Below are 25,780 nucleotides of genomic sequence, written 5' to 3' on the forward strand. Positions count from 1 at the left end.
AACCGTGACTTTGTGTGTTTAGCCTGTAAACCGGGGTTTAATTAAACGTCTTAACGTATTTTTGAGTCGATTTCTTTAAGTTTTCCGAAAGCCCTTTTAGCCAAAGTAACTGATTGTATATTAAATGCGCTTCTTGTAAATCGTTAAGCAAGCCTTTGTCGATAACAGTTATACCTTTTTCGATTTCCTTGTTTCTTTTTTTAGAAAGCTTTTCAAAGTTAAGAAGGAGCTTGTCTTCAGCTACAGATATATCCGATTCATTATTTAATGAAACTAACTCGTCCTTGTGAAGTAAAGCATACGTATAGTCTAAATTATTTTTAATGAAATTGATGAAAATATCAAATTGCTCAGAATCTTCTGTTGTTTTATGATGCTGAATAAAACTTCCTAAGGATGCAATTGCAGCTAAAAACGTATGGTTTAACGTTACGATTTTATAAATTAAATCCAGTTCTATTTGTTTCGATTTTGGATCTTGAGTCATGCGCTGAAATGCCGCATTTAAATTTCCAACCGCCAAAAATGCTTCCTTTCTTGGAACTTTATACTCTATAGTATCTGTGTTTTTACTATGAAATAAATTTTGTGTGGCTAATAAGTAAATGGTACTATTTTTAATAACAGATTGCATGACATCGTTTAAATTTTTATATTCCCAATTCGGCCATAAAAAATAGGTAGCACAAAGTGATATGGTTGCACCAATAATGGTATCAAAAACTCTAAACTTTATTACCGTCATTGCATTAGGGTCTAATAATGCATAAACGAATATAATGTAGGTGGTAATAAAGGTAGCACCAACTCTATAGTTTTGCTGAATTAATGAAAAGGCAAACGTTAAAGATAATGCGGCAAGCACAGCATAAACAATAGTGTTTGTGGTTAGCATAATAATTGCAATAGCGAATGCTGCTCCAATTAAAGTACCTAAAATTCTGTTTTTTGTACGCTCTTTAGTCAATCCGTAATTTGGGCGCATAATTACGATTACGGTAAGCATAATCCAATACGCATTTCTAATTTCGAAGACTTCACCGAATATAAACGCGACTAGCATAGAAATCATTAATCGTAATGAATGACGAAAAATAGGAGATTTAAAACTGATATTTTCAAAGAAAATAGACGTAGAATATTCCTGATGTGTAATAAACTGAACGGCTTCGGTGTCCTGTAATTTTAAACTTGAGGCACTTTTAACATTCGCCATAACACGTCTTATAGAACGGATTTCGTATAACAGTTTTTCTTGATAATCGTATAAATTATGAAGCATCATTGCACCTTCTCTTGCTTTTGGCAATTGGACGTCGTCTACATAATGTTTAATACCTTTAGATGCTTTTTTTAAGGCTTTAAGCAGTTTGTCTTTGGTTGGAATTTTATTCCCTTTTATAATAGACTCGGAAAGCATAATTAAATGATTTCCCATTACTACATTTAAATTTTTAAAAGGTTTTAAATGTTGTTTACGTTCACTAAAATGACTGTCAATTTTGGTGTAATCGAGGTTGTTTGCTAAAGCCAGTTCAAAAATATCGACTAAAGAAATAAAAATCAATAGTCGTTTTTCATCAAAATGAGAACGTCCAGAACGCTTACGTTCTGTAAGTAACATTTCTCTTAACGTTTCATGGTTTTCGGTAATCTGACTTTGGAGTAAGAAGAGTTCTTTTTGTAACTCTGTTCGGTTATTTTTTTTAGTAATTAATTTTGCTCTAATTTTAAGATATTTCCCTGTTAAAAGTAAGGTTTTAGAGAGCACTTGGTCTTCATCTTTTTTTGGGATAATCCGATTTACAAATAAGGTGTAAAGTAAATACCAAAGTCCACCACAGGCTATTAATATAGTATGTGTAAATATTTGTGTTGGAGTCTCTTTAGTAATCCCTAAGGCAATTACCATAGCCAATAAGCCTGAGAATGCAATTAAAGAACCCCGAAATCCGTAAGCAGATATTAAAGAAATGAGAAAGGTTAAAATTGGAATTAGAAATACGAGTACGTATAAATAGGGCTTAGCAAAAAGGATAACACATGTGGTTAATGCTGTAATGATGATACTTAAAAGTGTACCATTAATTTTACGCCTTAAACTTCCAGGAACATCACTCGGAGCATTTAAAAATACACCTATAGCAATAGAAGGTGCGTAGATAAATAAATCTATAGCGTAGAAAAGAATTAAAGGAATTAATATGGAAGTCGTTAATATGATTCCACGGTAAAAGTGAGAGCCTTTAAAGAATAATTCTATAGATTTTAAATTGTCTTTTATCATGAGCAGTTGTCCATGGTAAAGATAATCTAAAAGTCTTAATCAGGTAAAATTTAAGTTAGTGTTTTATATATTCTATTTTACGAAATCGAAGTGCATTCCACTCATCATTCAATTCAATTTGGCGAATTGGTTGTAAGCGGTAATCCATAATTTCATCCCAAGCTTTATCATTATATAATTCTACAATGTAGGCTTTAGAAGTTTTTTTTGGGAATGCAATCCAAAGCACAGAATCGTCTGTAAGCTTAGGCGATAGTGTAAGCATTTGGTTTATTAACTCTTTTTTTGAGGTAATAAATAATAGCGCACAAGACACACTAGATGTTTTTATTAAGGAGCTAATAACATGACAATCTAATCGTGTAACGAGTGAAGAAAATTCATCAGGTTCATTCAGCACAAGGATTTCGTTGTGCTTATGGAATTTTAATTTCTGTATTATTGTTTTCATAATTTTAAACTACTGATTGTTTTAAAGTTATGAAAAATAAGACGGATAGCCTAAAGAATTTTAATTCAGTTTTAGATTGTTTTTAATCAATTATCTTTTGTCGATATGTGGTGATTTTTCTGGTGTAACTTTGGTAACAAAATGATTGCTGTCTCCCCAAATAAAGAAAGTTTTATAGCGTTCTATATATTCAAGTTTTACATACTGACCTTGTAATTCATTTAGCTGTTCTATAACCTCCTGGTCATCATCCATTACAGAAAACGAAAAAATTTGAGCACCACTAATACCTTGACTTATTTCGCCTTCCCAAGTTTTAAATATTTTTCCCTTCTGACTTACTTTAATAAGTTCACCAGCACGCGTTCCAGTACTATAAGGCACGTAATAAATAAAGGCCATATAGGCAGCGGTTAATATTGCAAGGCCAAGAATTACGAGAGATAACGTTTTTTTCATTTCAAAAAGGTTGATTTATTTAAGGCTCAAATTTAAGATAATTAATTTACTCAAAACTATTTCTAACCATTATTTAACTACTCTGAGATAAATAATTATTTAAAAAAAAGTATTTAAATTAAAGACAATAAAAAATGCTACAGCGTATTAAAACTGTAGCATTTTCTGTAAATATAATGTTTAGATGATTTACTTAATCATACTATAACTACGTTTTATAAACTTAGTTAGTTCTTCTCCTTTTAATAATCCTTGAGATAAACGTGCTAAATCTAAACTTTGCGTAATTAAACGTTTTTGGTCGTCTTCAGCTTCTGTATTTAAAATTTCAGATACTAATGGCGCGTTTGTATTTACAACTAAATTGTACATTTCTGGCATATTACCAAACATGTTCATTCCGCCACCACCAGTTTGTTGCATCTCTTTCATACGACGCATAAATTCTGGTTGTGTAATAATAAACGGAGAGGCATCGCTGTCAGAAGTTTCTAATTGAACAGTAAATTTATCTGCAGGAATAGCTGCTTTTAGAACCTCTTCAAGTTTCTTTTTCTCATCGTCGCTTAATTTAGAAATCTGAGTGTCTTCTTTCTTAATTAAGTTATTAATATGGTCTGCATCAACTCTAGAGAATGTAATGTTTTCTTTAGAACCTTCTAATTTTTGCATTAAATGCGAAATAATAGGAGAGTCTAATAGCAATACTTCGTAACCTTTTGCTTTTGCATCTTCAATATAGCTGTGTTGTGCATCTTTATCTGAAGCATATAAAATAACTAGCTTACCATCTTTGTCTGTTTGGTTTGCTTTTATTATATTAAAAAGTTCTTCGTAAGTATAGTAAGTGTTATCTACAGTTGGGTATAAAGCGAACGCTTCTGCTTTGTCGAAGAATTTATCTTCAGAAAGCATTCCGTATTCAATAACAATTTTAATATCGTTCCATTTTGCTTCAAAATCTTCACGGTTATTGTTGAATAACGATTTTAATTTATCTGCTACTTTTCTAGTAATGTAAGACGAAATTTTCTTAACAGCACCGTCTGCTTGTAAGTAACTACGAGATACGTTTAGCGGAATGTCTGGAGAATCGATAACACCTCTTAACATGGTTAAGAATTCAGGTACAATACCTTCAACATTATCGGTAACGAAAACTTGGTTTTGGTACAATTGGATTTTATCCTTTTGTGATCCCATATCGTTAGTCATCTTAGGGAAGTATAAAACTCCAGTAAGATTAAACGGATAATCTACGTTTAAGTGAATGTGGAATAAAGGCTCCTCGAATTGCATTGGGTATAACTCGCGATAGAAATTCTGATAATCTTCAGTTTCTAAATCTGCAGGTTGTTTTGTCCAAGCTGGATCAGGGTTGTTTATAATGTTGTCTACAGTAATTTTACGTTGAGGTTCTTTTGTCTCCTTTCCGTCCTTATCTGTAATGGTTGCAGGCTCATGCTCAGGATCGTTAATTTCCTTAGTTCCAAATTTAATTGGAATTGGCATAAACTTGTTATATTTAGAAAGTAAGCTACTAATACGTGCCTCTTCTAAAAATTCTGTAGAATCTTCAGCAATATGAAGAATAATTTCTGTTCCTCTTTCTGTTTTGTCTGAAGCCTCTAAAGTAAATTCTGGAGATCCATCGCAAGTCCAATGTGCAGCAGGTTCGTCTTTAAACGATTTTGTAATAATTTCTACTTTATCTGCTACCATAAACGCAGAGTAAAATCCTAAACCAAAATGTCCGATAATTCCAGAGTCTTTGGCAGAATCTTTATATTTATCTAAAAATTCTTCAGCTCCAGAAAAGGCAACTTGGTTAATGTATTTTTCCACTTCTTCTGCGGTCATACCTAAACCTTGATCGATAATATGAAGTTTTTTACCTTCTTTATCAATTTTCACTTCAAGTTTTGGGTTTCCGTACTCTACACTAGCTTCACCAATACTTGTAAGGTGCTTAAGTTTTAAAGTTGCATCGGTTCCGTTACTAATTAATTCACGTAAAAAGATTTCGTGATCACTATATAGGAACTTCTTAATTAATGGAAAGATATTTTCTACCGAAACATTAATGCTTCCTTTTGCCATAATATATATGTTTTTAAATTGATTTAATTCTGAGTTTCTAATAGTCAAAAAAAATACCAAGTATTAAAAAATGACAAAGTGGCATTGATAAATGAAAAAATGCCATTCGATTGGAATGGCATTTTTGTAATTTAAAAGCAGATGTGATTTGTGAATCTTATTTTGCAGGTTTTGTTTTTCCTTTGTTTTTTACATGGTCTTCTAACCATTGGTCTTGTTCCCAAAGCATATGTAAAATAGATTCTTTGGCAGAATACCCATGGCTTTCACGTGGTAACATTACTAATCTTACAGGAGCACCTAGTCCTTTTAAAGCATTAAAATAGCGTTCGCTCTGTAAAGGGTAAGTTCCAGAATTGTTGTCTGCTTCTCCATGAATAAGTAATAATGGTGTTTTCATTTTATCGGCATGCATAAAAGGTGACATACTGTTGTAAATTTCTGGAGCTTCCCAGTAATTACGTTCTTCACTTTGGAACCCAAATGGAGTTAAAGTTCTGTTGTATGCTCCAGAACGTGCAATACCAGCAGCGAATAAATTAGAATGTGCTAATAAATTGGCTGTCATAAAAGCACCATAACTATGCCCACCAACAGCTACACGCTCTCTATCTATGTATCCTAAATTATCTACAGCATCTATAGCTGCTTTTGCATTAGCAACTAACTGCTCTCTAAAGGTATCGTTAGGTTGTTCGTCCCCTTCACCAATAATAGGAAAAGCAGCATCGTCTAATACTACATAACCTCTAGTTACCCAATAAATAGGAGAACCATAATAGGGATACGTGAACTCGTTAGAACTAGAAGTACTTTGTGCTGCACTGTTTTTGTCTTTATATTCACGTGGATAAGCCCACATTATCATTGGGTATTTTTTACCAGCTTCGTAGTCTGTTGGTAAATATAAGGTTCCAGATAAATCTAAACCGTCTGCGCGTTTATAAGAAATAACCTCTTTTTTAACATCTTGAATACTTTTAAACGGATTTTCAAAATGAGTTAAAGGTGTTAAACCCTTGCGTTTTTTAATATTTCGAATGTAATAGTTTGGATATTCGTTTTTAGATTCTATACTTACAATGTATTCTCCAGACTTAGCGTCTAATGCGCTTGAAATACTTTCAACCTTATCTGTTAATTTAGATTGGTATAAACGTTTTGTTTTTGTAGTGTTTAAGTTTAATTCGTCTACAAATGGGAATTTTCCAGCCTCACTATAGCCGTCTCCAATTAAATAGGCCGTGTTGTTATGTAAATCTAAAACATATTCATTAAAATCGTTTTTAGTGTAAACAAATTCTCCTGGATCACTATAACGATCTTGGTAATTGCGATCAAATAATACTTTAGGGGCTTTACTCGCGTTAGAAGGGTCGAATACATAGGTTCTTGTATTACGAGTATTCCACCACATATCGTAAGCAATTGCGGTATGGTCGTCACCCCAAGTAATACCTCTAAAACGGTCTTTTGTTTTTATCACAGATGTTATTGCGCCATCAAAAGGAGCATCTTGTTGAAACACTTCATCTCTAAACGGAACTTCGTTGGCAGGATCTCCACCATCTAAAGCTTCTGCCCAATATAAAGTTGCTGGTTTATCGCTACGCCAGTCTAAATCTCTTTTTCCTGTACGCTCTGCCATAAAACCTTTTGGTAAATCTTCTATTAAAGGGACTTGTAAAATAGATTTTACTAAATCGCCATTAGAGGTGTACACAACAGATTCTGAAGGAAATCTATAATAAGGCACCAAATAAGAAAACGGTTTGTTAATGGTTGTAATCATTACATTGTTACCGTCTGGTGAAAATGAAATGCCGCGATACATATTTGTAGACTTCCATAACGAGGCTTTTCCATCTAATGTAATTTTGTATAATTCCGATTGCGCTAATTGTTCAAAATTATGCTCATCATTTTTATTTTTTAATAAATCTTGATATGTTCTGTTTTGTGCTTTTACGCCAGCTTCACTTACAGAAATAGTTGGACCTGTAGGAACCGCTTCGCTAGTGTTAATTAAAGCAGCTCTGTTTTCTGGTAGTCTTTTTACTAAAACCGCTTCGCTATCTTTAAACCAAGTAACCGGATTTCCCATGTTGGCATTCAGGTTAGCTTCACTTATTTTTTTAGCAGTACTGTTTTTTATGTCTAGTAACCATAATTCTACTCCGGTACTAAGTGTTTTAGTAAAGGTCATATAGTCTTGGTTAGGAGACCAAGAAAAGTTAGCATATCGACCATCTGGTGTTAAACCTGTTACAGGTTTTGGAGTACCGTCTTTTTTAGTGCTTAATTTTATATTTGTATAATAACGTGTACGACTGCCAATATTGGTAACAGGGTTAATACGTAAACCTCCTAGACGCAATTCGGTTTCAGAAAGTTCTTCAATCGTTTTGTAGCTACTTCGGTATAATAGTACAATATGTTCACCTTTATTATCCATTCGAATACTTGGAGCAAGCGGCGCTTCGGCTAACTCTAAAATATTCTTATGTGGTTTTTGGTATGTTAAGTTTTCTTGAGTATAACCTGTTAATGCAAAACAGAGCAGGAAAAGAGTAAAAAAATGTTTCATGGGCAATTTAATGTGTGTTTATAAATGTAATTAAGCTGATGAAGATAATAAATAAAATTAAGTGAATAGGTGTAGGTGCAGTGCCTACAGTTATTATGCAAGCATAGAGATAAAAAAAGTGTTTAGATTTAATTACATATAAATTGATTAAATTGCAGGCTATAAAATTATGAATATGTATAATTCTAAAATAACTGGTCTTGGATATTACGTTCCAGACAATGTAGTAACCAACGACGATTTGTCTAAATTAATGGACACTAATGATGCTTGGATTCAAGAGCGTACAGGTATTAAAGAACGTAGGTGGGTTAAACCCGGGTCGGAAGACACAACATCTGTAATGGGAGTTAAAGCTGCGAAAGTGGCGATTGAGCGTGCTGGTATTGATAAAGACGATATTGATTTAATTGTGTTTGCAACACTAAGTCCAGATTTTTATTTTCCTGGACCAGGAGTTCAAGTTCAAAAAGCATTAGACATAAAAACTGTAGGAGCAATAGATATAAGAAACCAATGTTCTGGTTTTATTTACGGACTTTCTGTAGCCGATCAGTTTATTAAAACAGGCATGTATAAAAACGTGTTGGTAATTGGAAGTGAAATTCATTCTAAAGGGTTAGATTTAACTACTAGAGGAAGAGGTGTTTCTGTTATTTTTGGTGATGGAGCAGGTGCTGCTATTTTAAGCCGAACAGAAGATAACTCAAAAGGAATTTTATCTACACATTTACATTCCGAAGGTGAGCATGCAGAAGAGTTAGCTTTAACAGCTCCAGGAATGGGAACACGTTGGGTTAATGATATTTTAAAAGATAACGACCCTAACGATGAAAGTTACTATCCGCATATGAACGGGCAGTTTGTCTTTAAAAATGCAGTAGTGCGTTTTAGTGAAGTTATTATGGAAGGTTTAAGTACGAATAAATTAGGTCCAGATGCTATAGATATGTTGATCCCGCATCAAGCCAATTTAAGAATTTCTCAATTTATTCAGAAGAAATTTAAATTAACCGACGATCAGGTGTTTAATAATATTATGAAGTATGGTAACACTACAGCTGCTTCAATACCTATTGCTTTAACTGAAGCTTGGGAACAAGGAAAAATTAAAGAAGGAGATACCGTTGTGTTAGCTGCTTTTGGAAGTGGTTTTACTTGGGGAAGTGCTATAATAAAGTGGTAAAGACGAATAAGTTTAGATATAGAAAAAGCCGAAACGAAAGTTTCGGCTTTTTTAATGTTTTGCTAAAAATCAAATCTAAAAACTAACATGGTTTACGAATAATGATTTTGATAAGAAGACTAATTCAAAAGTAAAAAAACAATTCGTTATGCTTGTTCTATTTTTATATAACGCAAAATAAAGGCATCTATTGCTTTGATTTCTAGTGTTTTTGAAAAATTTAACAGAATTAACACAATATTTGGAATTTTAAAGTGAATTTAGTCTTGAATTCATTCTTTATTGGGAATAACTTTAAGATGTAAGGGGATTTAAGACATTTTTATTTTTAGTAAATTTAAACGTGTTAATTCTTAATCGAGTCATTTTTATTAGTAATTAGAACAATAGAAATTAAGAGTTAGTTTTATTTTTGTTTCATATCTTATTAATGGTAAGCAACTCGTCCCAATGAATTACATGAATTTATTTTTGATGTTCTTAGGATGATGGTATGCTATTTTTGAATAAAATCAAATCAAATAAAAAATTATGAATAAGAAAACACTAGTTATTGGAGCGTCATTAAATCCGTCTAGATATTCTAATATGGCAATAAAACGATTGGTTGGTGCAAATCAAGAAACTGTTGCCTTCGGATTAAAAAAAGGAACAGTTTCAGGAGTATCTATTGATACTGATTTGGTGCAATATCAAGATATCGATACGGTGACTTTATATCTTAATCCAAAACGTCAAGCACAGTATTACGATTATATCATTGGTTTGCAACCTAAACGTGTTGTCTTTAACCCAGGCACAGAAAACCCTGAGTTTTATAAGCTTTTAAAAGAAAATGGAATCGATTTTGATGAAGCTTGTACGTTAGTTCTGCTGTCTACGAATCAGTACTAATCCTAAAAAGGTTAATAAACCATTTAGAATTAAGATAAAAAATCCGAATTCAAATCCGAACCACTTTAAACTATTTACACTTATTATATAAGATAATATTGGTGATAATATAGCAACAACGGGAACGAATTTATCTTTTACTTGCCATGTTGTGAATAAACCAAAACTATATAACCCTAACAAAGGCCCGTAGGTATAACCTGCAAATACAAATAGTTTTGCAATAACACTTTCGTCTTTAATTACATATTTAAATGTAACAATTACAAGTATTAATAGAATAGAGATTAAGACGTGAATACGTTTTCTAATAGCAATTTGTTTTGGCTTATCGTATTTTTTTTCAATATCTAAAATATCTATACTAAACGAAGTGGTTAAAGATGTTAGGGCACTGTCTGCGCTACTATAAGCTGCGGCAATTAAACCTAGTAAGAAGAATACAAATACACCAGTTCCTAAATGGTTTTTTGCTAATATTGGAAATAAGTCATCTTTATGGGCATCTATTCCATTTTGCTGTGCATAAACTGTAAGCAGAAGTCCTAAACTTAAAAATACAAAGTTGGTAATGGTTAATACTATGGTAAACCAGAACATGTTTTTCTGAGCGTCTTTAAGTGTTTTACAGGTTAGGTTTTTTTGCATCATATCTTGATCTAACCCCGTCATAACAATAGCTATAAAAGCGCCGGAAATAAATTGTTTCCAAAAGTAGTTGGCTGTTTTAATATCATCAAAAAAGAACATTTTAGATAAGTCGCTATCTAATACAAAACTTAAGGCCGATTTACCATCAAGATTAAGGTCTTGGCTTACAGAGTAAATTGCAACTCCAACAGCAATTAACATAAAAAGTGTCTGTAAAGTATCTGTCCAAACAATAGTTTTAATACCCGATTTAAACGTGTATAACCAAATTAGTAAAACTGTAATGGTAACGGTTTGCCAAAATTGAATTCCTAAATCGTCGAACAAAATAATTTGTAACACATTAGCTACTAAGAAGAGTCTGAAACTGGCGCCGACTATACGAGAAATTAAAAAGAAAGATGCTCCGGTTTTATACGAGTAATTACCAAATCGCTCTTCTAAATAGGTGTAAATTGAAGTTAAATTGAGTTTGTAATATAAAGGTAAAAGTACGGTACCAATAACTAAATAACCCACTATGTAACCAAAAACCACTTGCATATAGCTAAACTGAGAGGCTTCTATCCAACCAGGTACCGATATAAAAGTTACACCAGACAGCGAAGCGCCAATCATTCCAAAGGCTACAACATACCAAGGCGATTGTTTGTTGCCTTTAAAAAAAGCGTTGTTATCGGTTTTTTTTCCTGTTAGGTAAGAAATTAAAATCAGCACGCCAAAATAGGCGGCGATAAGTAAAATAATCTGGTTAGCGCTCATAAAATTGTTTTCGTAGACCAAAATACAAATATCCGATGGTATTAGAACAAATCTTAAAACTAAAATTGTAAATTTGACCCTTATGGAATTTTCTTCAAAATTACTTGAAAAGGCAGTTAACGAGATGTCTCAATTACCGGGTGTAGGAAAACGTACTGCATTACGATTGGTTTTGCATTTATTAAGACAGCCAGAATCTCAAACTGTACAATTGGCACAGGCATTACTAAATATGCGAACCGAGATTAAGTTTTGTAAATCATGCAATAACATTAGCGATAACGTGTTATGCGAAATATGTTCTAATCCACGAAGACAAGAAGACATAATTTGTGTGGTAGAAGATATTCGGGATGTTATGGCTATAGAAAATACGAGTTCTTTTAAAGGCTTGTATCATGTGTTAGGTGGGAAAATTTCTCCTATGGATGGCATTGGTCCTCACGATTTAAATATTACTCCTTTAGTCAATAAAATAAAAGAAGGACGGGTAAAAGAACTAATCTTTGCATTAAGTCCTACAATGGAGGGCGATACGACTAACTTCTATATTTTTAAACAAATTCAAGATTTAGACGTTGTTACATCTACTATTGCCCGTGGTATTTCTGTTGGCGACGAATTAGAATATGCCGATGAGGTTACGCTAGGGCGAAGTATCCTGAACCGAATTCCTTTTGAAGGTTCACTAAAATCTTAAATCAAGTTGAAGCTCTCTGTAGTTATTTTAAATTATAATGTGCGCTATTTTTTAGAGCTCTGTCTAAAAAGTGTCGTTGCAGCGACTTCTAAAATAGATGCAGAAATTATTGTGGTAGATAATCAGTCTACAGACGATAGTTGTAATATGTTAAAAACAAACTTTCCTGAAGTTAAATTAATAGAAAACACAGTTAATTATGGGTTTTCTAAAGGGAATAATATTGGTGTTGCAGAAGCGAAAGGTGAATATGTCTGTATTTTAAATCCTGATACAGTAGTTTCTGAAGATACGTTTATAAAGATTTTAGAATTTGCAGAAAAGGAATCTCATCTCGGAATTGTTGGGTGTAAGTTAATAGATGGCACTGGAGCATTTTTACAAGAAAGTAAACGTAATGTGCCAACACCTGAAGTTGCACTTAAAAAAATTCTAGGAGACTCATATTCGTATTACGCAAACCATTTAAGAGAAAATAATATAGGCAAAGTCGATATTTTGGTTGGCGCATTTATGCTTATTAAGCGGGATGTGTATCACCTAGTCGGAGGTTTTGACGAAGATTATTTTATGTATGGAGAAGATGTCGATCTATCATATAAAACGTTGAAATCTGGATTTCATAACTATTATTTCGGAGAAACAACGGTAATACATTACAAAGGAGAAAGTACCTTGCGTAATAAAAATTATGCCAATCGATTTAATGGTGCAATGCAGATTTTTTATAAGAAACATTTCAAAAAAAATACACTTTTTGAAGTCCTGGTGGCTCTTGGAGTAAAGGGATTAACACTATTAAATATTCAGCCTTCAATAGAGAACAGAGAGGTGAAATCTATTGTTTTGGTTTCTAATCAAGATAATAAATTGCTTGAATCTAAGATGGCTTTTAAGTTGAATTTAAAATCTAATATTGAAGCGGTAGAAGATGCTCAGCAAATAATTCTAGATAATAATGTGTTGACTTTTAGGCAGATTATAACCATTATGGAGAGCTTTTGCAAGGTTCGTATGGTTACATTTCGCATTCTTCCTAAAGGCAGTAACTTTGTTTTAGGCAGTGATAATGCTGTATCTAGAGGTAATGTTATTCATTTTTAGTACCTTTGCTGAATTAAAAAACATTGAGAATTAACTGCGTTTTTTTAGGCTAAAAATGTATTTATATGTTAATTTCGCAATTATAATTTTAAAAAATAGCTTTACATTATTAATATGGCAAAATTTGAACTGAAATTACCTAAAATGGGAGAAAGTGTTGCAGAGGCAACGATTACTTCATGGTTAAAGGAGGTTGGGGAAACTATCGAGGCCGATGAGGCTGTTCTTGAAATAGCAACCGATAAAGTTGATAGTGAAGTCCCGAGTGATGTAGAGGGGGTTTTAATAGAAAAATTATTTGAAGTTGATGATGTTGTTCAAGTAGGACAAACAATTGCTATAATTGAAATTTCTGGAGAAGATACATCCGATTCAGATGCTTCAGATGATATAGAAGAAACTGTTCCAGAACCTAAAGTTGTAGAAGCTTTAGAAAAAACAGTTAGCGTTGCTCAAGAAACTGTAGCTAGTAACGTAGTGTCTAGCGAAAATCGTTTTTATTCTCCATTAGTAAGAAATATTGCAAAAGCAGAAGGTTTAGATCAATCTGAATTAGATTGTATTTCTGGATCAGGACTTGAAGGTCGTGTCACTAAAACCGACATTCTTAATTATATTGAAACTAGAGGTACTAAACCAGCAGCAGTTACAGCACCAGCTGAGCCTGTAAATAATAATCAGGCACAAAATGTGTCGTCACCAGCACCTGTAGTTAGTAGTAAACCTGCTGTAGAGACACCTGTTATTGCATCTGGTGAAGACGAAATAATTGAAATGTCCAGAATGGGAAAATTAGTAGCGAAACATATGGTTGAGTCTGCTAATACGTCTGTACATGTACAAAGTTTTATAGAAGTTGATGTTACTAATATCTGGAATTGGAGAAAACGAGTTAAAGATGGATTTGCTAAGCGTGAAGGCGAAAATTTAACTTTCACTCCAATATTTATGGAAGCTGTAGCGAAATCTTTACGTGAGTTTCCAATGATAAATATTTCGTTTAAAGATGATCAGATAATTAAAAAGAAAGATATCAATTTAGGTATGGCAGCGGCGCTACCAGATGGTAACTTAATTGTACCCGTTATTAAAAATGCGGATCAGTTAAACCTAATTGGTATGACTAAAAATGTAAATGATTTAGCAAAACGTGCAAGAGCTAATAAATTAAAACCAGACGAAATTCAAGGTGGTACGTATACAGTTACCAATGTAGGAGCTTTTGGAAGTGTAATGGGAACACCAATTATTAATCAGCCGCAAGTTGCAATTTTAGCTTTAGGAGCAATTAGAAAGGTGCCTGCAGTAATTGAAACACCACAAGGCGATTTTATTGGTATACGTTATAAAATGTTTTTAACTCATTCTTATGATCACCGTGTAGTAAACGGAGCGCAAGGAGGATTGTTTATTAAAGCAGTTAAAGATTATTTAGAAGCTTGGGATGTGAATCAGGAAATTTAAAGAAAAAAAGAAAACGTTATAAATTAAACCTAACTGAAAACAGTTGGGTTTTTTTATAATACACAGATAACATTTACTAAATTTACATCTTAATAAAATTTATTTTAATGAATCTCAATCTTAAAAAACCCATTTGTTTTTTCGATCTAGAAACAACAGGTATCAATATATCAAAAGACAGAATAGTAGAAATTGCTATTTTAAAAGTGTTTCCAGACGGTAAAGAAGACTCTAAAACGTGGCTTGTTAATCCTGAAATGCCTATTCCAGCAGAAGTTACCGAAATTCATGGTATATCTGATGCCGATGTAGCAGACGCTCCAACTTTTAAAGAGTTGGCAAAGGAAATTTATACCTTGATTAAGGACTCGGATTTAGGTGGTTTTAATTCTAATCGGTTCGATATTCCGCTTTTAGCAGAAGAAATGTTACGTGCAGATATAGATTTTGATATGAAAAGCACTTTAGCTGTAGATGTACAAACCATTTTTCATAAAATGGAACAGCGTACTTTAAGTGCGGCGTATAAGTTTTATTGTGGAAAAGATTTAGAAAATGCCCATAGCGCAGCTGCAGATACATTTGCAACTTACGAAGTATTAAAGGCTCAAGTTGAAAAATACGAAGAGCTAGAAAATAACACTAAGTTTCTTTCAGAATTTAGTAGTAGAAAACAGTTTGCAGATTTTGCAGGATTTTTAGTCTTTAATAAAGCAGGCGAGGAGTGTTTTTCTTTTGGGAAACATAAAAACAAGAGGGTATTAGATGTACTAAACGACGAACCAGGATATTTTGGCTGGTTGTTAAATGCAGATTTTCCGTTGTATACAAAAAAGGTATTAACGGCAATTAAGTTAAGAAGTTTTAATAATAAGTTGAATTAATTTTTAGATCCTTTCAAGTATGAAACTTATTTGTATCGGTAGAAACTACACAGAACATATAGAAGAGTTAGAAAATGAAAAGCCAACAGATCCTGTTGTGTTTTTAAAACCAGACACGGCAATTCTTTTAAAAAAGCAACCGTTTTTTATTCCAGATTTTTCTGACGATGTACATTATGAAGTTGAGGTTTTAGTCAAAATCAATAAAGTAGGAAAGTATATCGATAAAAAGTTTGCTCATAAATATTATGATGAGGTTGGCTTAGGAATCGATTTTACAGCTAGAGATCTACAAGCTAAATTAAAGGCTAAAGGATTACCTTGGGAAAAAGCAAAAGCATTTGATGGTGCTGCAGTAATTGGTAAGTGGTTGCCTAAAAGTGAATTTTCAGACTTAAATCAGTTGAGTTTTTCGTTAAAAAAGAACGAAAATACTGTCCAAAACGGAAATACGAGTCACATGCTCTGGAAAATCGATGAGTTAATAGAATGTGTTTCAAAATATTTCACTTTAAAGATTGGAGATGTTATCTTTACTGGAACACCTTCTGGAGTAGGCCCCGTTGCTCCAAACGATGTATTAAAAGGATTTATAGAAGATAGAGAGCTATTTTCAATAACTGTAAAATAAATATGGAACAGCATTACAAATTATTTAGAGTAAGGGAATTGGCAGATAACGACGAGGATTTTATCCAAGCATTAGCTTTAACTTTTACAGAGGAAGTTCCTGAAGATTTAGAGGTGCTAAAGCAAGCTGTTCAGGATAAAAATTATTACACGACGTATCAAATAGCTCATAAACTGAAACCAACAGTAGATTTGTTTGAACTAGGAGTTCTAGACGATGTTATTGTTGTACAAGATTGGGGTAAGTTTGAGCAAACAGATAAAGATATAACCTCTACATTTAATCATGTAGTTACTGCAATAGAATTGGCAGTTTCAGAAATTAAATCAGATTTCGATATTTCATAATGCAAGCAGAAATAATTACTATTGGCGATGAAATTCTCATCGGTCAAATTCTTGATACAAATTCCGCATATATAGCAAAAGCACTTAATAAAATAGGTGTGTCTGTATATCAAATTACCTCGGTACAAGACGATAAAACGCATATTTTAAAATCTTTAAAAGAGGCTGAAGAAAATGCAGATATCATTATTATTACAGGAGGATTAGGTCCAACAAAAGATGATATTACTAAGCATACATTAGCCGAGTATTTTAACGATACCCTTAAGATTGACGATGCCGTTTTAAATCATGTTAAAGGAATTTTTGCTAAATATTCACCGAATCCAATGTCGCAATTAAATGTAAATCAGGCTCTAGTTCCAACTAAAGCATCGGTTTTACATAACGAATATGGTACCGCTCCAGGGATGTGGATCGAGCATAATTCAAAAATATTCGTGTCGCTTCCAGGTGTCCCGTTCGAGATGAAAGGATTAATCGATTCTGATGTAATTCCGCGGATACAGAAGAAGTTTAAATGTCCGTTTATCATGCATAAAACGTACATGACTTATGGTTTAGGAGAAAGTGCATTGGCAGAGCGTATAGAAGCTTGGGAAGATGCGTTACCTAAAGAAATTAAATTGGCGTACTTACCAAATATTGGTAAAGTCCGTTTAAGATTATCAGCCAAAGGATTAGATAAAACGTTTATAATGTCGGAAATGGATAGACAAGAGAAACTTTTAATGCCTCAAATTAAAGATATATTTGTGGGGATTGAAGGTTTTGAGGAAACTATGGAAGAGCAAATTGGTAAAACGCTAACCGTTTTAGGTCAAACCTTAGCCACTGCCGAAAGTTGTACAGGAGGAAGAATAGCAGAACAAATAACGTCTCATCCTGGTGCGTCAGAATTTTTTAAAGGAAGTGTGGTAAGTTATGCTACACAAGCAAAAATAGATGTTTTAAATATTTCAGAATCGCTTATTACAGAACATACTGTTGTTAGTGCAGCAGTTGCAGAAGCCATGGCAGAAAGTGCTTTAAAACTTTTTAAATCTGATTATGCAATTGCTACAACTGGTAATGCTGGTCCTACAAAAGCGACCGATAAAGAAGAGTTGGGAACTGTTTTTATAGCAATTGCTTCAAAAACAGGAGTCTATTCAGAGAAATTTAACCTTGGAAATTTACGAATAAAAGTAGTTAATAAGGCGGTAGACAAGGCTTTAGATATGTTACAAAAAGAAATTTTAAAAAATAGATGTTAATTAAGTTGTTATAACACAAACAATTCGTATATTTGCACCTCGTTTTGAAATAACAATATTAAAGTTTAGAAAGAATGTCAAGAGTTTGTGAACTTACAGGTAAGAAGGCAATGGTAGGGAACAATGTATCTCACGCTATGAACAAAACTAAGCGCAGATTTGATGCGAATTTAGTTAAGAAGCGTTTTTACATTCCTGAGGAAGATAAGTGGGTAACTTTAAAAGTATCTACATCAGCATTGAAAACCATCAATAAAATAGGAATTTCAGCTGCTATAAAAGAAGCTAAATCTAAAGGGTTTTTAAAATAAGCCTCTTATAAAATAATAGAACAATGGCAAAGAAAGGTAACAGAGTCCAAGTAATATTAGAGTGCACAGAGCACAAAGAATCTGGGGTGGCAGGAACTTCTAGATATATTACTACAAAGAACAAAAAGAATACTCCGGATAGAATGGAAATTAAAAAATTCAACCCTATCTTGAAGAAAATGACTGTTCATAAAGAAATAAAATAATTGAGTCATGGCAAAGAAATCAGTAGCAACATTACAAACAGGATCTAAAAGATTAACGAAAGCTATAAAAATGGTAAAGTCTGATAAAACAGGCGCTTACACTTTTGTAGAAGCTATCATGGCTCCTGAACAAGTAACAGACTTCTTGAATAAAAAATAATTATATTTTTTATCAGAAAAGATATTTAAGCTGCTTTCTTAATAGAAAGCAGCTTTTGTTTTATATTTACATTTGAAATAATGACAAAATTTCTGTTTTGTAAATTAGGCAGGCATTTTGTATTAAGAGTTTTAAAAGTGACTAACCGTAATAGGATAGTATAACCATACTTGATTAATAAATTCTAAATGATAACCAATGAGCTTTTTTAAAAAAATATTTTCTTCAGAAAAAAAGGAAACTTTAGACAAAGGTTTAGAAAAATCTAAAACTAATTTTTTTGATAAATTAAGTAAAGCAGTTGCTGGAAAATCTAAAGTTGATGATGACGTATTAGATAATCTGGAAGAAATTTTAGTTTCTAGTGATGTTGGTGTAAACACGACTTTAAAAATCATTACACGTATTGAAGAGCGTGTTGAAAAGGATAAATATTTAGGGACAGCCGAACTTAATAAAATTCTTCGAGAAGAAATTGCAGGTTTACTCTCTGAAACAAACTCTGGAGAAGATACTGAATTTAAAATTCCTGAAAACAAAAAACCATACGTAATTATGGTGGTTGGTGTTAATGGTGCTGGTAAAACAACCACTATTGGAAAGCTAGCTTATCAGTTTAAAAAACAAGGTCTTAATGTCGTTTTAGGCGCAGCAGATACCTTTAGAGCTGCAGCTATCGATCAGTTACAAGTTTGGGCAGATCGTGTAGATGTTCCTATTGTAAAGCAAGAGATGGGAAGTGATCCTGCATCTGTAGCATTCGATGCTCTAGAATCTGGAGTGTCTCAAAATGCAGATGTTATTATAATTGATACCGCCGGACGTTTACACAACAAGATTAATTTAATGAACGAATTAACTAAGGTGAAACGTGTTATGCAAAAAGTTGTTGGAGATGCCCCTCACGATGTGTTGTTAGTCTTAGACGGTTCAACCGGGCAGAATGCATTCGAACAAGCTAAACAGTTTACTGCAGCTACAGAAGTTACATCGCTTGCGGTAACTAAATTAGATGGTACAGCAAAAGGTGGTGTAGTTATCGGAATAAGCGACCAATTTAAAATTCCAGTAAAATACATTGGAGTTGGAGAAGGTATAAACGACTTACAAGTTTTTAATAAATACGAATTCGTAGATTCTTTTTTTAAGTAAGAATTAAAAAATAATAATTTCAAAGCCACGATAAATCTATTTTATCGTGGCTTTTTTGTTTTTATTAAGATACTTTCAATTCTTTAATCCTAAATCATTACGTATCTTTGCACTCTGAATTTTTGATATGAGAACTAAAACACTTAAAAAGAATAAAATCAACGTAGTAACTCTTGGTTGTAGTAAAAATGTTTACGACAGCGAAGTGTTAATGGGACAGCTTAAAGCAAGCGGAAAAGATGTTGTGCATGAAGAAGAAGGTAATATTGTGGTAATTAATACCTGTGGTTTTATCAATAATGCAAAGGAAGAAAGTGTGAATACTATTTTAGAATTCATGCAGAAAAAAGAAGATGGAGATGTCGATAAAGTGTTTGTTACAGGATGTTTGTCTGAACGTTATAAGCCAGACTTGCAAAAAGAAATTCCGAATGTAGATGAATATTTTGGAACTACAGAATTACCCGGTTTACTAAAAGCTTTAGGTGCAGATTATAAACATGAGTTAATTGGAGAACGTTTAACAACAACACCAAAAAACTATGCCTATTTAAAAATTGCTGAAGGTTGCGATAGACCATGCAGTTTTTGTGCGATTCCAATTATGCGTGGAAAACACAAGTCTACTCCAATTGAAGATATTGTTATTGAAGCTGAAAAATTAGCAGCAAAAGGCGTTAAAGAATTAATTCTTATCGCTCAAGATTTAACGTACTACGGATTAGATATTTATAAAAAACGTAATCTAGCCGAACTACTTGAAGCTTTAGTAAAAGTAGATGGTGTAGAGTGGATTCGTTTACATTATGCATTCCCAACCGGATTCCCAATGGATGTATTAGATATCATGAACCGTGAGCCTAAAATCTGTAATTATATAGATATTCCGTTACAACATATTTCAGATGCTATTCTTAAAAGTATGCGTCGTGGAACCACTCAGGAAAAAACAACTAAACTTTTAAAGGAGTTTAGAAAAGCCGTTCCGGGAATGACTATTCGTACAACACTTATTGTTGGATATCCAGGTGAAACAGAAGAAGATTACCAGACTTTAAAACAATGGGTTAAAGATATGCGTTTTGAACGTTTAGGATGTTTTACCTATTCTCACGAAGAAAATACACATGCATATAATTTAGAAGACGATGTTCCTGAAGATGTAAAAATGCAACGTGCTAACGAGATTATGGAAATTCAATCGCAAATTTCTTGGGAATTGAATCAAGCTAAAATCGGACAAGAATTTAAAGTGGTAATCGATAGAAAAGAAGGAAACTACTTTGTTGGTCGTACAGAATTCGATTCGCCAGATGTAGATAACGAAGTGTTAATTGATGCTACAGAAACCTATTTAAAAACGGGTGAGTTTACTCGTGTTAAAGTTATTGAAGCAGAAGATTTCGATTTGTATGCAGAAGTTGTAAAATAAGAAGTAAATAAATATAATAAAGAAGGTGTTTTAATGTAAGTTAAGACACCTTTTTTCGTTTAAATAGCTATTATTATTTGTACAATAACCTTAACTATTTTTTTAGAATAGAAAATTCTAATAACTGTATATTTACATTAAATTTTAATTATTTATGCCAACTGACTGTATTCCGTTTAGAGATACCCAATATTTTTCGTCATTAATTTGTGATTATTTAGAAGAAAAACCTGAATTAAAACCATTTTACAATCGGTTTCCAAAGCTTGAAAATTTTGAAGCTCAGATTACCGAAAAATCGAAGTTTAGTGGTATGTCTAAATCACATCGACAGGTTTTAGCTACGGTTTTAGAAGCGCAGTATGCTAATGTAAAGACTTCGGAAGCCACACAGTTAAATATATCTCTGTTAAAAGAATCAAATACATTTACTGTAACAACAGGACATCAGCTAAATTTATTTACTGGGCCGTTGTATTTCTTATATAAAATTGTGTCGACCATTAATTTAACCAAAGAGTTAAAGACGACGTATCCTAATCAACATTTTGTACCTATATATTGGATGGCTACAGAAGATCATGATTTCGACGAAATAAATTACTTCAATTTTAAAGGTAAAAAAATCCAATGGAATCGTGAAGATGGTGGTGCTGTTGGTGAATTCTCTACAGAAGGTTTAGAGGATGTTTTCGAATTATATACCAAAGAATTAGGTGTTGGAAAAGCAGCAGACGAATTAAGAACATTATTTTCTGAAGCGTATTTAAAACACGATAATCTGGCAGATGCTACAAGATACTTAGCCAACGCTTTATTTTCAGATTTAGGATTGGTAATTATTGATGCCAATCAGAAAGATTTAAAACGTGCTTTTATTCCGTATATAGAACAAGATATTTTATCACAAATTTCATCGCAAGAAGTTTCTAAAACGAGTGAGTTATTAGCAAATGTTCCAGATACAGATTACAATATTCAAGTTAATCCTAGAGCAATAAATTTATTTTATTTATCTAAAAATAGTCGCGAACGTATTGTTTTTGAAGACGATGTATACAGCGTTTTAAATACTAAAATGACGTTTTCGGAAGCAGAGATTCTAAAAGAGATTCATGAATTTCCAGAACGTTTTTCTCCAAATGTCATTATGCGTCCGTTATATCAAGAAGTCATTTTACCTAACTTATGTTATATTGGTGGCGGTGGAGAATTGGCATATTGGCTACAGTTAAAAGATTATTTCGAGGCTGTAAAATTGCCCTTTCCTATGTTATTATTAAGAAATTCTGTCTTAGTAAAAACACAACAACAAACTAAAAAATTAGAAAAATTACATATAAGTAATCGCGATTTGTTTCAGAAGCGAGATACTTTCATCAATAAAAAGGTGAGAAAAATTTCGAATATCGATATCGATTTTTCTTCACAAAAAGCACATCTTAAAAAACAGTTCGAAGATATGTATGCTTTAGCCGAACAAACAGATGCGTCTTTTTTAGGAGCGGTAAAGGCTCAAGAGCATAAGCAAATTAAAGGCTTAGAACATTTAGAAAAGCGTTTATTAAAAGCACAAAAAAAGAAATTAGCCGATCAGGTGTCTAGAATGACTGATTTACAAAATCAATTATTCCCAAATCAGAGTTTACAAGAACGTGCTACTAATTTTTCTGAATTATATCTTGAGTTCAGACACCAATTAATCGAACAGTTAGTGTTAGATTTGCAGCCACTGAAACAAGAATTTTTAATACTCAATTTGTGAAAAATAGCATGCATAAAGTAGATTTTGATTTGGTAGAAATGACATTGGATGTCATGAAATACGCCATTGAAAGAATTTCTACTACAGAACGAAAAATTGGAAAGCCTAAAAAAGCAGAAGAATTAAAAGCCTTAGTTGGAGAAACAATTACCGCAGATGGTATTGGTGGAGAAGTCGCTTTTAATTTGTGGAAAAAACATTTAGTGAAAACGAATGTACCTGTAGATCACCCTAGAAACCTTGCTTTTGTACCCGCAGCACCAACACGTGCAGCAATTATGTTCGATTTAGTAACATCGGCATCTAGTATACACGGTGCATATTGGATGGAAGGAGCAGGTGGAATATTCTGTGAAAATGAAGCAATGAAATGGATTGTATCTTTAACCGGAATGCCAGAAGGTGCTTTTGGTGTGTTTACTAGTGGTGGTACAGCGGCAAATCTTTCTGCTATTGTAACGGCAAGAGAATATTGGAGAAGTCTTAAAGATGCTCATAAAAATGAAAAAGGGTTAATTATAACCTCTATCGGAGCGCATTCTTCTATTAAAGCCATGGCAAAAGTAGCCGATTTAGATGTCCTATTAGTTGATACTGAAGCACGTTTAGAAGGTGCTGCTTTACAAGACACTATCGATAATTTAACAGCAGATCAACGCGAGCGCTTGTTTGCAGTTGTGGCAACGGGTGGAACAACTAATGCAGGGATTATAGATGATTTAATGGGCATATCTGCAATATGTAAATCTGAAGGTTTATGGTTGCATGTAGATGCCGCTTATGGTGGTGGTGCTTTGGTAGCCGATTCTGTAAGACATTTATTTAATGGAATTGAAAATGCCGATAGTATTACTATAGACCCTCATAAATGGATGTTTTCGCCATACGATTGTGGTGCTGTAATATATAGAGAACCCGAATTGGCAAAAAATGCTCATTCGCAAGATGGATCTTATTTAGATATTTTTAAAGATGAAGGTGCTCACGGATTTAATCCAACAGATTACCAAATACAATTAACACGTCGTGTAAGAGGGTTGCCTTTATGGTTTTCTTTAGCAACTCACGGAACAGATCGTTATAAGGAGGCGGTAGAACGCGGATTAGAATTGGCACAAATTGCAGGTCGATTAGTTACAGAACATCCAGATTTAGAGTTGGTACAGGAGCCAAGTTTATCTTGTGTATTATACAGAAGAAAAGGATGGACACCTGAAGATTATACACACTGGACATACGAAAATCATGAAAAAGGCTTTGCTTTAGTGACACCAACTAAATGGAAATCTGGCGATACTTACGAAACGGTTTCTCGTTTTTGTTTTATAAATCCAGATACCACAGAACAAGACATTGTAGAAATATTGAAAACAATGGAATAAAAATGGTTTCAAACTTTTCAAATAAAATATAAATATTAATTTTGCGCATGCAACACGACAAGGTATTAATTTTAGACTTCGGATCGCAATACACTCAACTTATTGCCCGTAGAGTTCGAGAACTCAACATTTATTCCGAAATACGACCATTTAACAAAATTCCAACCGACATAGAAAGCTACAAGGCTGTAATACTTTCGGGTAGTCCAAACTCTGTTAGAGGAGCAGACGCTTTACATCCAGAATTAGGCGAAATACGTACTAAAAAGCCCATGTTGGCTGTATGTTATGGAGCACAATATTTAGCTCATTTTTCAGGTGGAGAAGTGGCACCATCTAGTACGCGTGAGTACGGACGCGCTAACCTGTCTTACATTAAAGAGAATGAAGTGTTTTTTGAAAACATTTCTAAAGGGAGCCAAGTTTGGATGAGTCATAGTGATACTATTAAATCTTTACCAACAAATGGCGTGCTTATTGCAAGTACTACAGACGTTGCAAATGCAGCTTATAAAATTGAAGGTGAAGAAACTTATGCTATTCAATTTCACCCAGAAGTATATCACTCTACAGATGGAAAACAATTATTAGAAAACTTCTTAGTAAAAATAGCAGATCTTAAACAAGATTGGACACCAGATTCTTTTGTAGAAGAAACGGTTGAAGCAATACAGGCAAAAGTAGGTTCAGATAAAGTTGTTTTAGGATTATCTGGTGGAGTAGATTCTACTGTAGCTGCTGTATTATTAAATAAAGCCATTGGTGAAAACCTATATTGTATTTTCGTAAATAACGGATTACTTCGTAAGAATGAATTCGAAAGTGTATTAAAACAGTACGAAGGTATGGGCCTTAATGTAAAAGGTGTAGACGCTTCAAAACGTTTTCTAGATGCTTTAGAAGGTATAGAAGATCCTGAGTTAAAACGTAAAGCTATTGGGAATTCTTTTATTGAAGTTTTCGATGATGAAGCGCATAAATTAACCGATGTAAAATGGTTAGCGCAAGGAACCATTTATCCAGATGTTATCGAGAGTGTTTCTGCAACAGGAGGACCTTCGGCAACAATTAAAAGTCATCATAACGTAGGTGGATTACCAGACTTTATGAAACTTAAAATTGTTGAACCTTTACGTGCAATTTTTAAAGACGAAGTAAGACGTGTTGGAGCAACTTTAGGTATAGATCCAGAATTATTAGGTCGTCATCCATTCCCTGGACCAGGACTTGGAATTCGTATTCTTGGAGATATTACAGCAGAAAAAGTGCGTATTTTACAAGAAGTAGATGCCATCTTTATAAACGGATTAAAAGAATGGGGCCTATACGATAAAGTATGGCAAGCTGGTGCAATGTTGTTACCTGTAAATAGCGTTGGTGTAATGGGAGACGAGCGTACATATGAAAAATGTGTAGCGCTTAGAGCTGTAGAAAGTACCGATGGTATGACAGCAGACTGGGTAAATTTACCATATGCGTTTTTACAAAAAACATCTAACGATATAATAAATAAAGTAAAAGGCGTTAATAGAGTAGTGTACGATATTAGCTCGAAGCCACCTGCAACTATAGAGTGGGAATAAATTATAGCTTAAATCAATTTTTTTCG

At 33.2% G+C, this 25,780-nt stretch carries 23 protein-coding genes; 17 read left to right on the forward strand and 6 right to left on the reverse strand.

Annotation, left to right across the window (positions count from 1 at the left end; translation table 11 throughout):
• Positions 1 to 37: 37 nt before the first annotated feature.
• The 5 genes from BN863_RS04045 to BN863_RS04065 all read right to left on the reverse strand — a co-directional run bounded on the left by BN863_RS04045 (position 38) and on the right by BN863_RS04065 (position 7,884).
• The gene (locus BN863_RS04045) at positions 38 to 2,287 is read right to left on the reverse strand and encodes an FUSC family protein (protein ID WP_242404068.1); all 2,250 of its coding nucleotides are present in this window, start codon (positions 2,285 to 2,287) and stop codon (positions 38 to 40) included.
• Between the two features lie 55 nt (positions 2,288 to 2,342).
• Positions 2,343 to 2,738 carry a hypothetical protein gene (locus BN863_RS04050; RefSeq protein WP_038527790.1) on the reverse strand — a complete coding sequence of 132 codons (396 nt, stop codon included), beginning with the start codon at positions 2,736 to 2,738 and terminating at the stop codon, positions 2,343 to 2,345.
• Between the two features lie 90 nt (positions 2,739 to 2,828).
• Positions 2,829 to 3,197, reverse strand: coding sequence for a hypothetical protein (locus BN863_RS04055; RefSeq protein WP_038527792.1), 369 nt, complete (start codon positions 3,195 to 3,197; stop codon positions 2,829 to 2,831).
• 189 nt (positions 3,198 to 3,386) lie between these two features.
• Positions 3,387 to 5,297: a molecular chaperone HtpG gene (gene htpG, locus BN863_RS04060; RefSeq protein WP_038527794.1), complete on the reverse strand. Its 1,911-nt coding sequence runs from the start codon at positions 5,295 to 5,297 to the stop codon at positions 3,387 to 3,389.
• A 157-nt stretch (positions 5,298 to 5,454) separates the two neighbouring features.
• A complete protein-coding gene (locus BN863_RS04065; RefSeq protein WP_038527796.1) occupies positions 5,455 to 7,884 on the reverse strand; it encodes an alpha/beta hydrolase family protein in 2,430 nt (809 codons plus the stop codon).
• A gap of 175 nt (positions 7,885 to 8,059) precedes the next feature.
• On the opposite strand from BN863_RS04065, the gene BN863_RS04070 reads away from it, so the two are divergent.
• A complete protein-coding gene (locus BN863_RS04070) occupies positions 8,060 to 9,070 on the forward strand; it encodes a 3-oxoacyl-ACP synthase III family protein (protein WP_038533108.1) in 1,011 nt (336 codons plus the stop codon).
• Between the two features lie 531 nt (positions 9,071 to 9,601).
• Positions 9,602 to 9,964, forward strand: a complete 363-nt coding sequence (locus BN863_RS04075) for a CoA-binding protein (protein WP_038527798.1) — start codon at positions 9,602 to 9,604, stop codon at positions 9,962 to 9,964.
• Here BN863_RS04075 and BN863_RS04080 read toward each other — a convergent pair.
• Positions 9,935 to 11,377 carry a sodium:solute symporter gene (locus tag BN863_RS04080; RefSeq protein WP_038527800.1) on the reverse strand — a complete coding sequence of 481 codons (1,443 nt, stop codon included), beginning with the start codon at positions 11,375 to 11,377 and terminating at the stop codon, positions 9,935 to 9,937. The genes BN863_RS04075 and BN863_RS04080 overlap by 30 nt on opposite strands.
• Before the next feature lie 82 nt (positions 11,378 to 11,459).
• Between BN863_RS04080 and recR the strand changes: the two genes are divergently transcribed.
• The 15 genes from recR (at position 11,460) to guaA (ending at position 25,754) form a co-directional block, all read left to right on the forward strand.
• Positions 11,460 to 12,077, forward strand: a complete 618-nt coding sequence (gene recR / locus BN863_RS04085; RefSeq protein ID WP_038527802.1) for a recombination mediator RecR — start codon at positions 11,460 to 11,462, stop codon at positions 12,075 to 12,077.
• A 6-nt stretch (positions 12,078 to 12,083) separates the two neighbouring features.
• A complete protein-coding gene (locus BN863_RS04090) occupies positions 12,084 to 13,181 on the forward strand; it encodes a glycosyltransferase family 2 protein (RefSeq protein WP_038527804.1) in 1,098 nt (365 codons plus the stop codon).
• Between the two features lie 114 nt (positions 13,182 to 13,295).
• Complete coding sequence (locus BN863_RS04095) at positions 13,296 to 14,645, forward strand: dihydrolipoamide acetyltransferase family protein (RefSeq protein WP_038527806.1); 1,350 nt, start codon at positions 13,296 to 13,298, stop codon at positions 14,643 to 14,645.
• Positions 14,646 to 14,752: 107 nt separating this feature from the next.
• A complete protein-coding gene (locus BN863_RS04100; RefSeq protein ID WP_038527807.1) occupies positions 14,753 to 15,529 on the forward strand; it encodes a 3'-5' exonuclease in 777 nt (258 codons plus the stop codon).
• 19 nt (positions 15,530 to 15,548) lie between these two features.
• A complete protein-coding gene (locus BN863_RS04105) occupies positions 15,549 to 16,160 on the forward strand; it encodes a fumarylacetoacetate hydrolase family protein (RefSeq protein ID WP_038527809.1) in 612 nt (203 codons plus the stop codon).
• 2 nt (positions 16,161 to 16,162) lie between these two features.
• On the forward strand, positions 16,163 to 16,507 hold the full coding sequence (locus BN863_RS04110; protein WP_038527811.1) for a hypothetical protein: 345 nt from the start codon (positions 16,163 to 16,165) through the stop codon (positions 16,505 to 16,507).
• Positions 16,507 to 17,763, forward strand: coding sequence for a competence/damage-inducible protein A (locus BN863_RS04115; RefSeq protein WP_038527814.1), 1,257 nt, complete (start codon positions 16,507 to 16,509; stop codon positions 17,761 to 17,763). The genes BN863_RS04110 and BN863_RS04115 overlap by 1 nt, the downstream gene beginning before the upstream one ends.
• Before the next feature lie 74 nt (positions 17,764 to 17,837).
• Positions 17,838 to 18,074 (forward strand): 50S ribosomal protein L28, encoded by a 237-nt coding sequence (rpmB, locus tag BN863_RS04120; RefSeq protein WP_038527816.1) that lies wholly within the window; start codon positions 17,838 to 17,840, stop codon positions 18,072 to 18,074.
• A gap of 23 nt (positions 18,075 to 18,097) precedes the next feature.
• On the forward strand, positions 18,098 to 18,280 hold the full coding sequence (gene rpmG, locus BN863_RS04125; RefSeq protein ID WP_038527818.1) for a 50S ribosomal protein L33: 183 nt from the start codon (positions 18,098 to 18,100) through the stop codon (positions 18,278 to 18,280).
• Between the two features lie 7 nt (positions 18,281 to 18,287).
• Positions 18,288 to 18,440 (forward strand): DUF4295 domain-containing protein, encoded by a 153-nt coding sequence (locus BN863_RS18215; protein WP_084817459.1) that lies wholly within the window; start codon positions 18,288 to 18,290, stop codon positions 18,438 to 18,440.
• Between the two features lie 198 nt (positions 18,441 to 18,638).
• On the forward strand, positions 18,639 to 19,592 hold the full coding sequence (gene ftsY, locus BN863_RS04130) for a signal recognition particle-docking protein FtsY (protein ID WP_038527820.1): 954 nt from the start codon (positions 18,639 to 18,641) through the stop codon (positions 19,590 to 19,592).
• A gap of 127 nt (positions 19,593 to 19,719) precedes the next feature.
• Positions 19,720 to 21,024: a 30S ribosomal protein S12 methylthiotransferase RimO gene (rimO, locus tag BN863_RS04135; protein ID WP_038527822.1), complete on the forward strand. Its 1,305-nt coding sequence runs from the start codon at positions 19,720 to 19,722 to the stop codon at positions 21,022 to 21,024.
• A gap of 154 nt (positions 21,025 to 21,178) precedes the next feature.
• Positions 21,179 to 22,789: a bacillithiol biosynthesis cysteine-adding enzyme BshC gene (bshC, locus tag BN863_RS04140; protein ID WP_038527824.1), complete on the forward strand. Its 1,611-nt coding sequence runs from the start codon at positions 21,179 to 21,181 to the stop codon at positions 22,787 to 22,789.
• A gap of 8 nt (positions 22,790 to 22,797) precedes the next feature.
• Positions 22,798 to 24,171 (forward strand): pyridoxal phosphate-dependent decarboxylase family protein, encoded by a 1,374-nt coding sequence (locus tag BN863_RS04145; RefSeq protein WP_038527826.1) that lies wholly within the window; start codon positions 22,798 to 22,800, stop codon positions 24,169 to 24,171.
• A gap of 47 nt (positions 24,172 to 24,218) precedes the next feature.
• Complete coding sequence (guaA, locus tag BN863_RS04150) at positions 24,219 to 25,754, forward strand: glutamine-hydrolyzing GMP synthase (RefSeq protein WP_038527828.1); 1,536 nt, start codon at positions 24,219 to 24,221, stop codon at positions 25,752 to 25,754.
• Positions 25,755 to 25,780: the final 26 nt, after the last annotated feature.

It is taken from the genome of Formosa agariphila KMM 3901, assembly GCF_000723205.1.
Classification (GTDB): domain Bacteria; phylum Bacteroidota; class Bacteroidia; order Flavobacteriales; family Flavobacteriaceae; genus Formosa; species Formosa agariphila.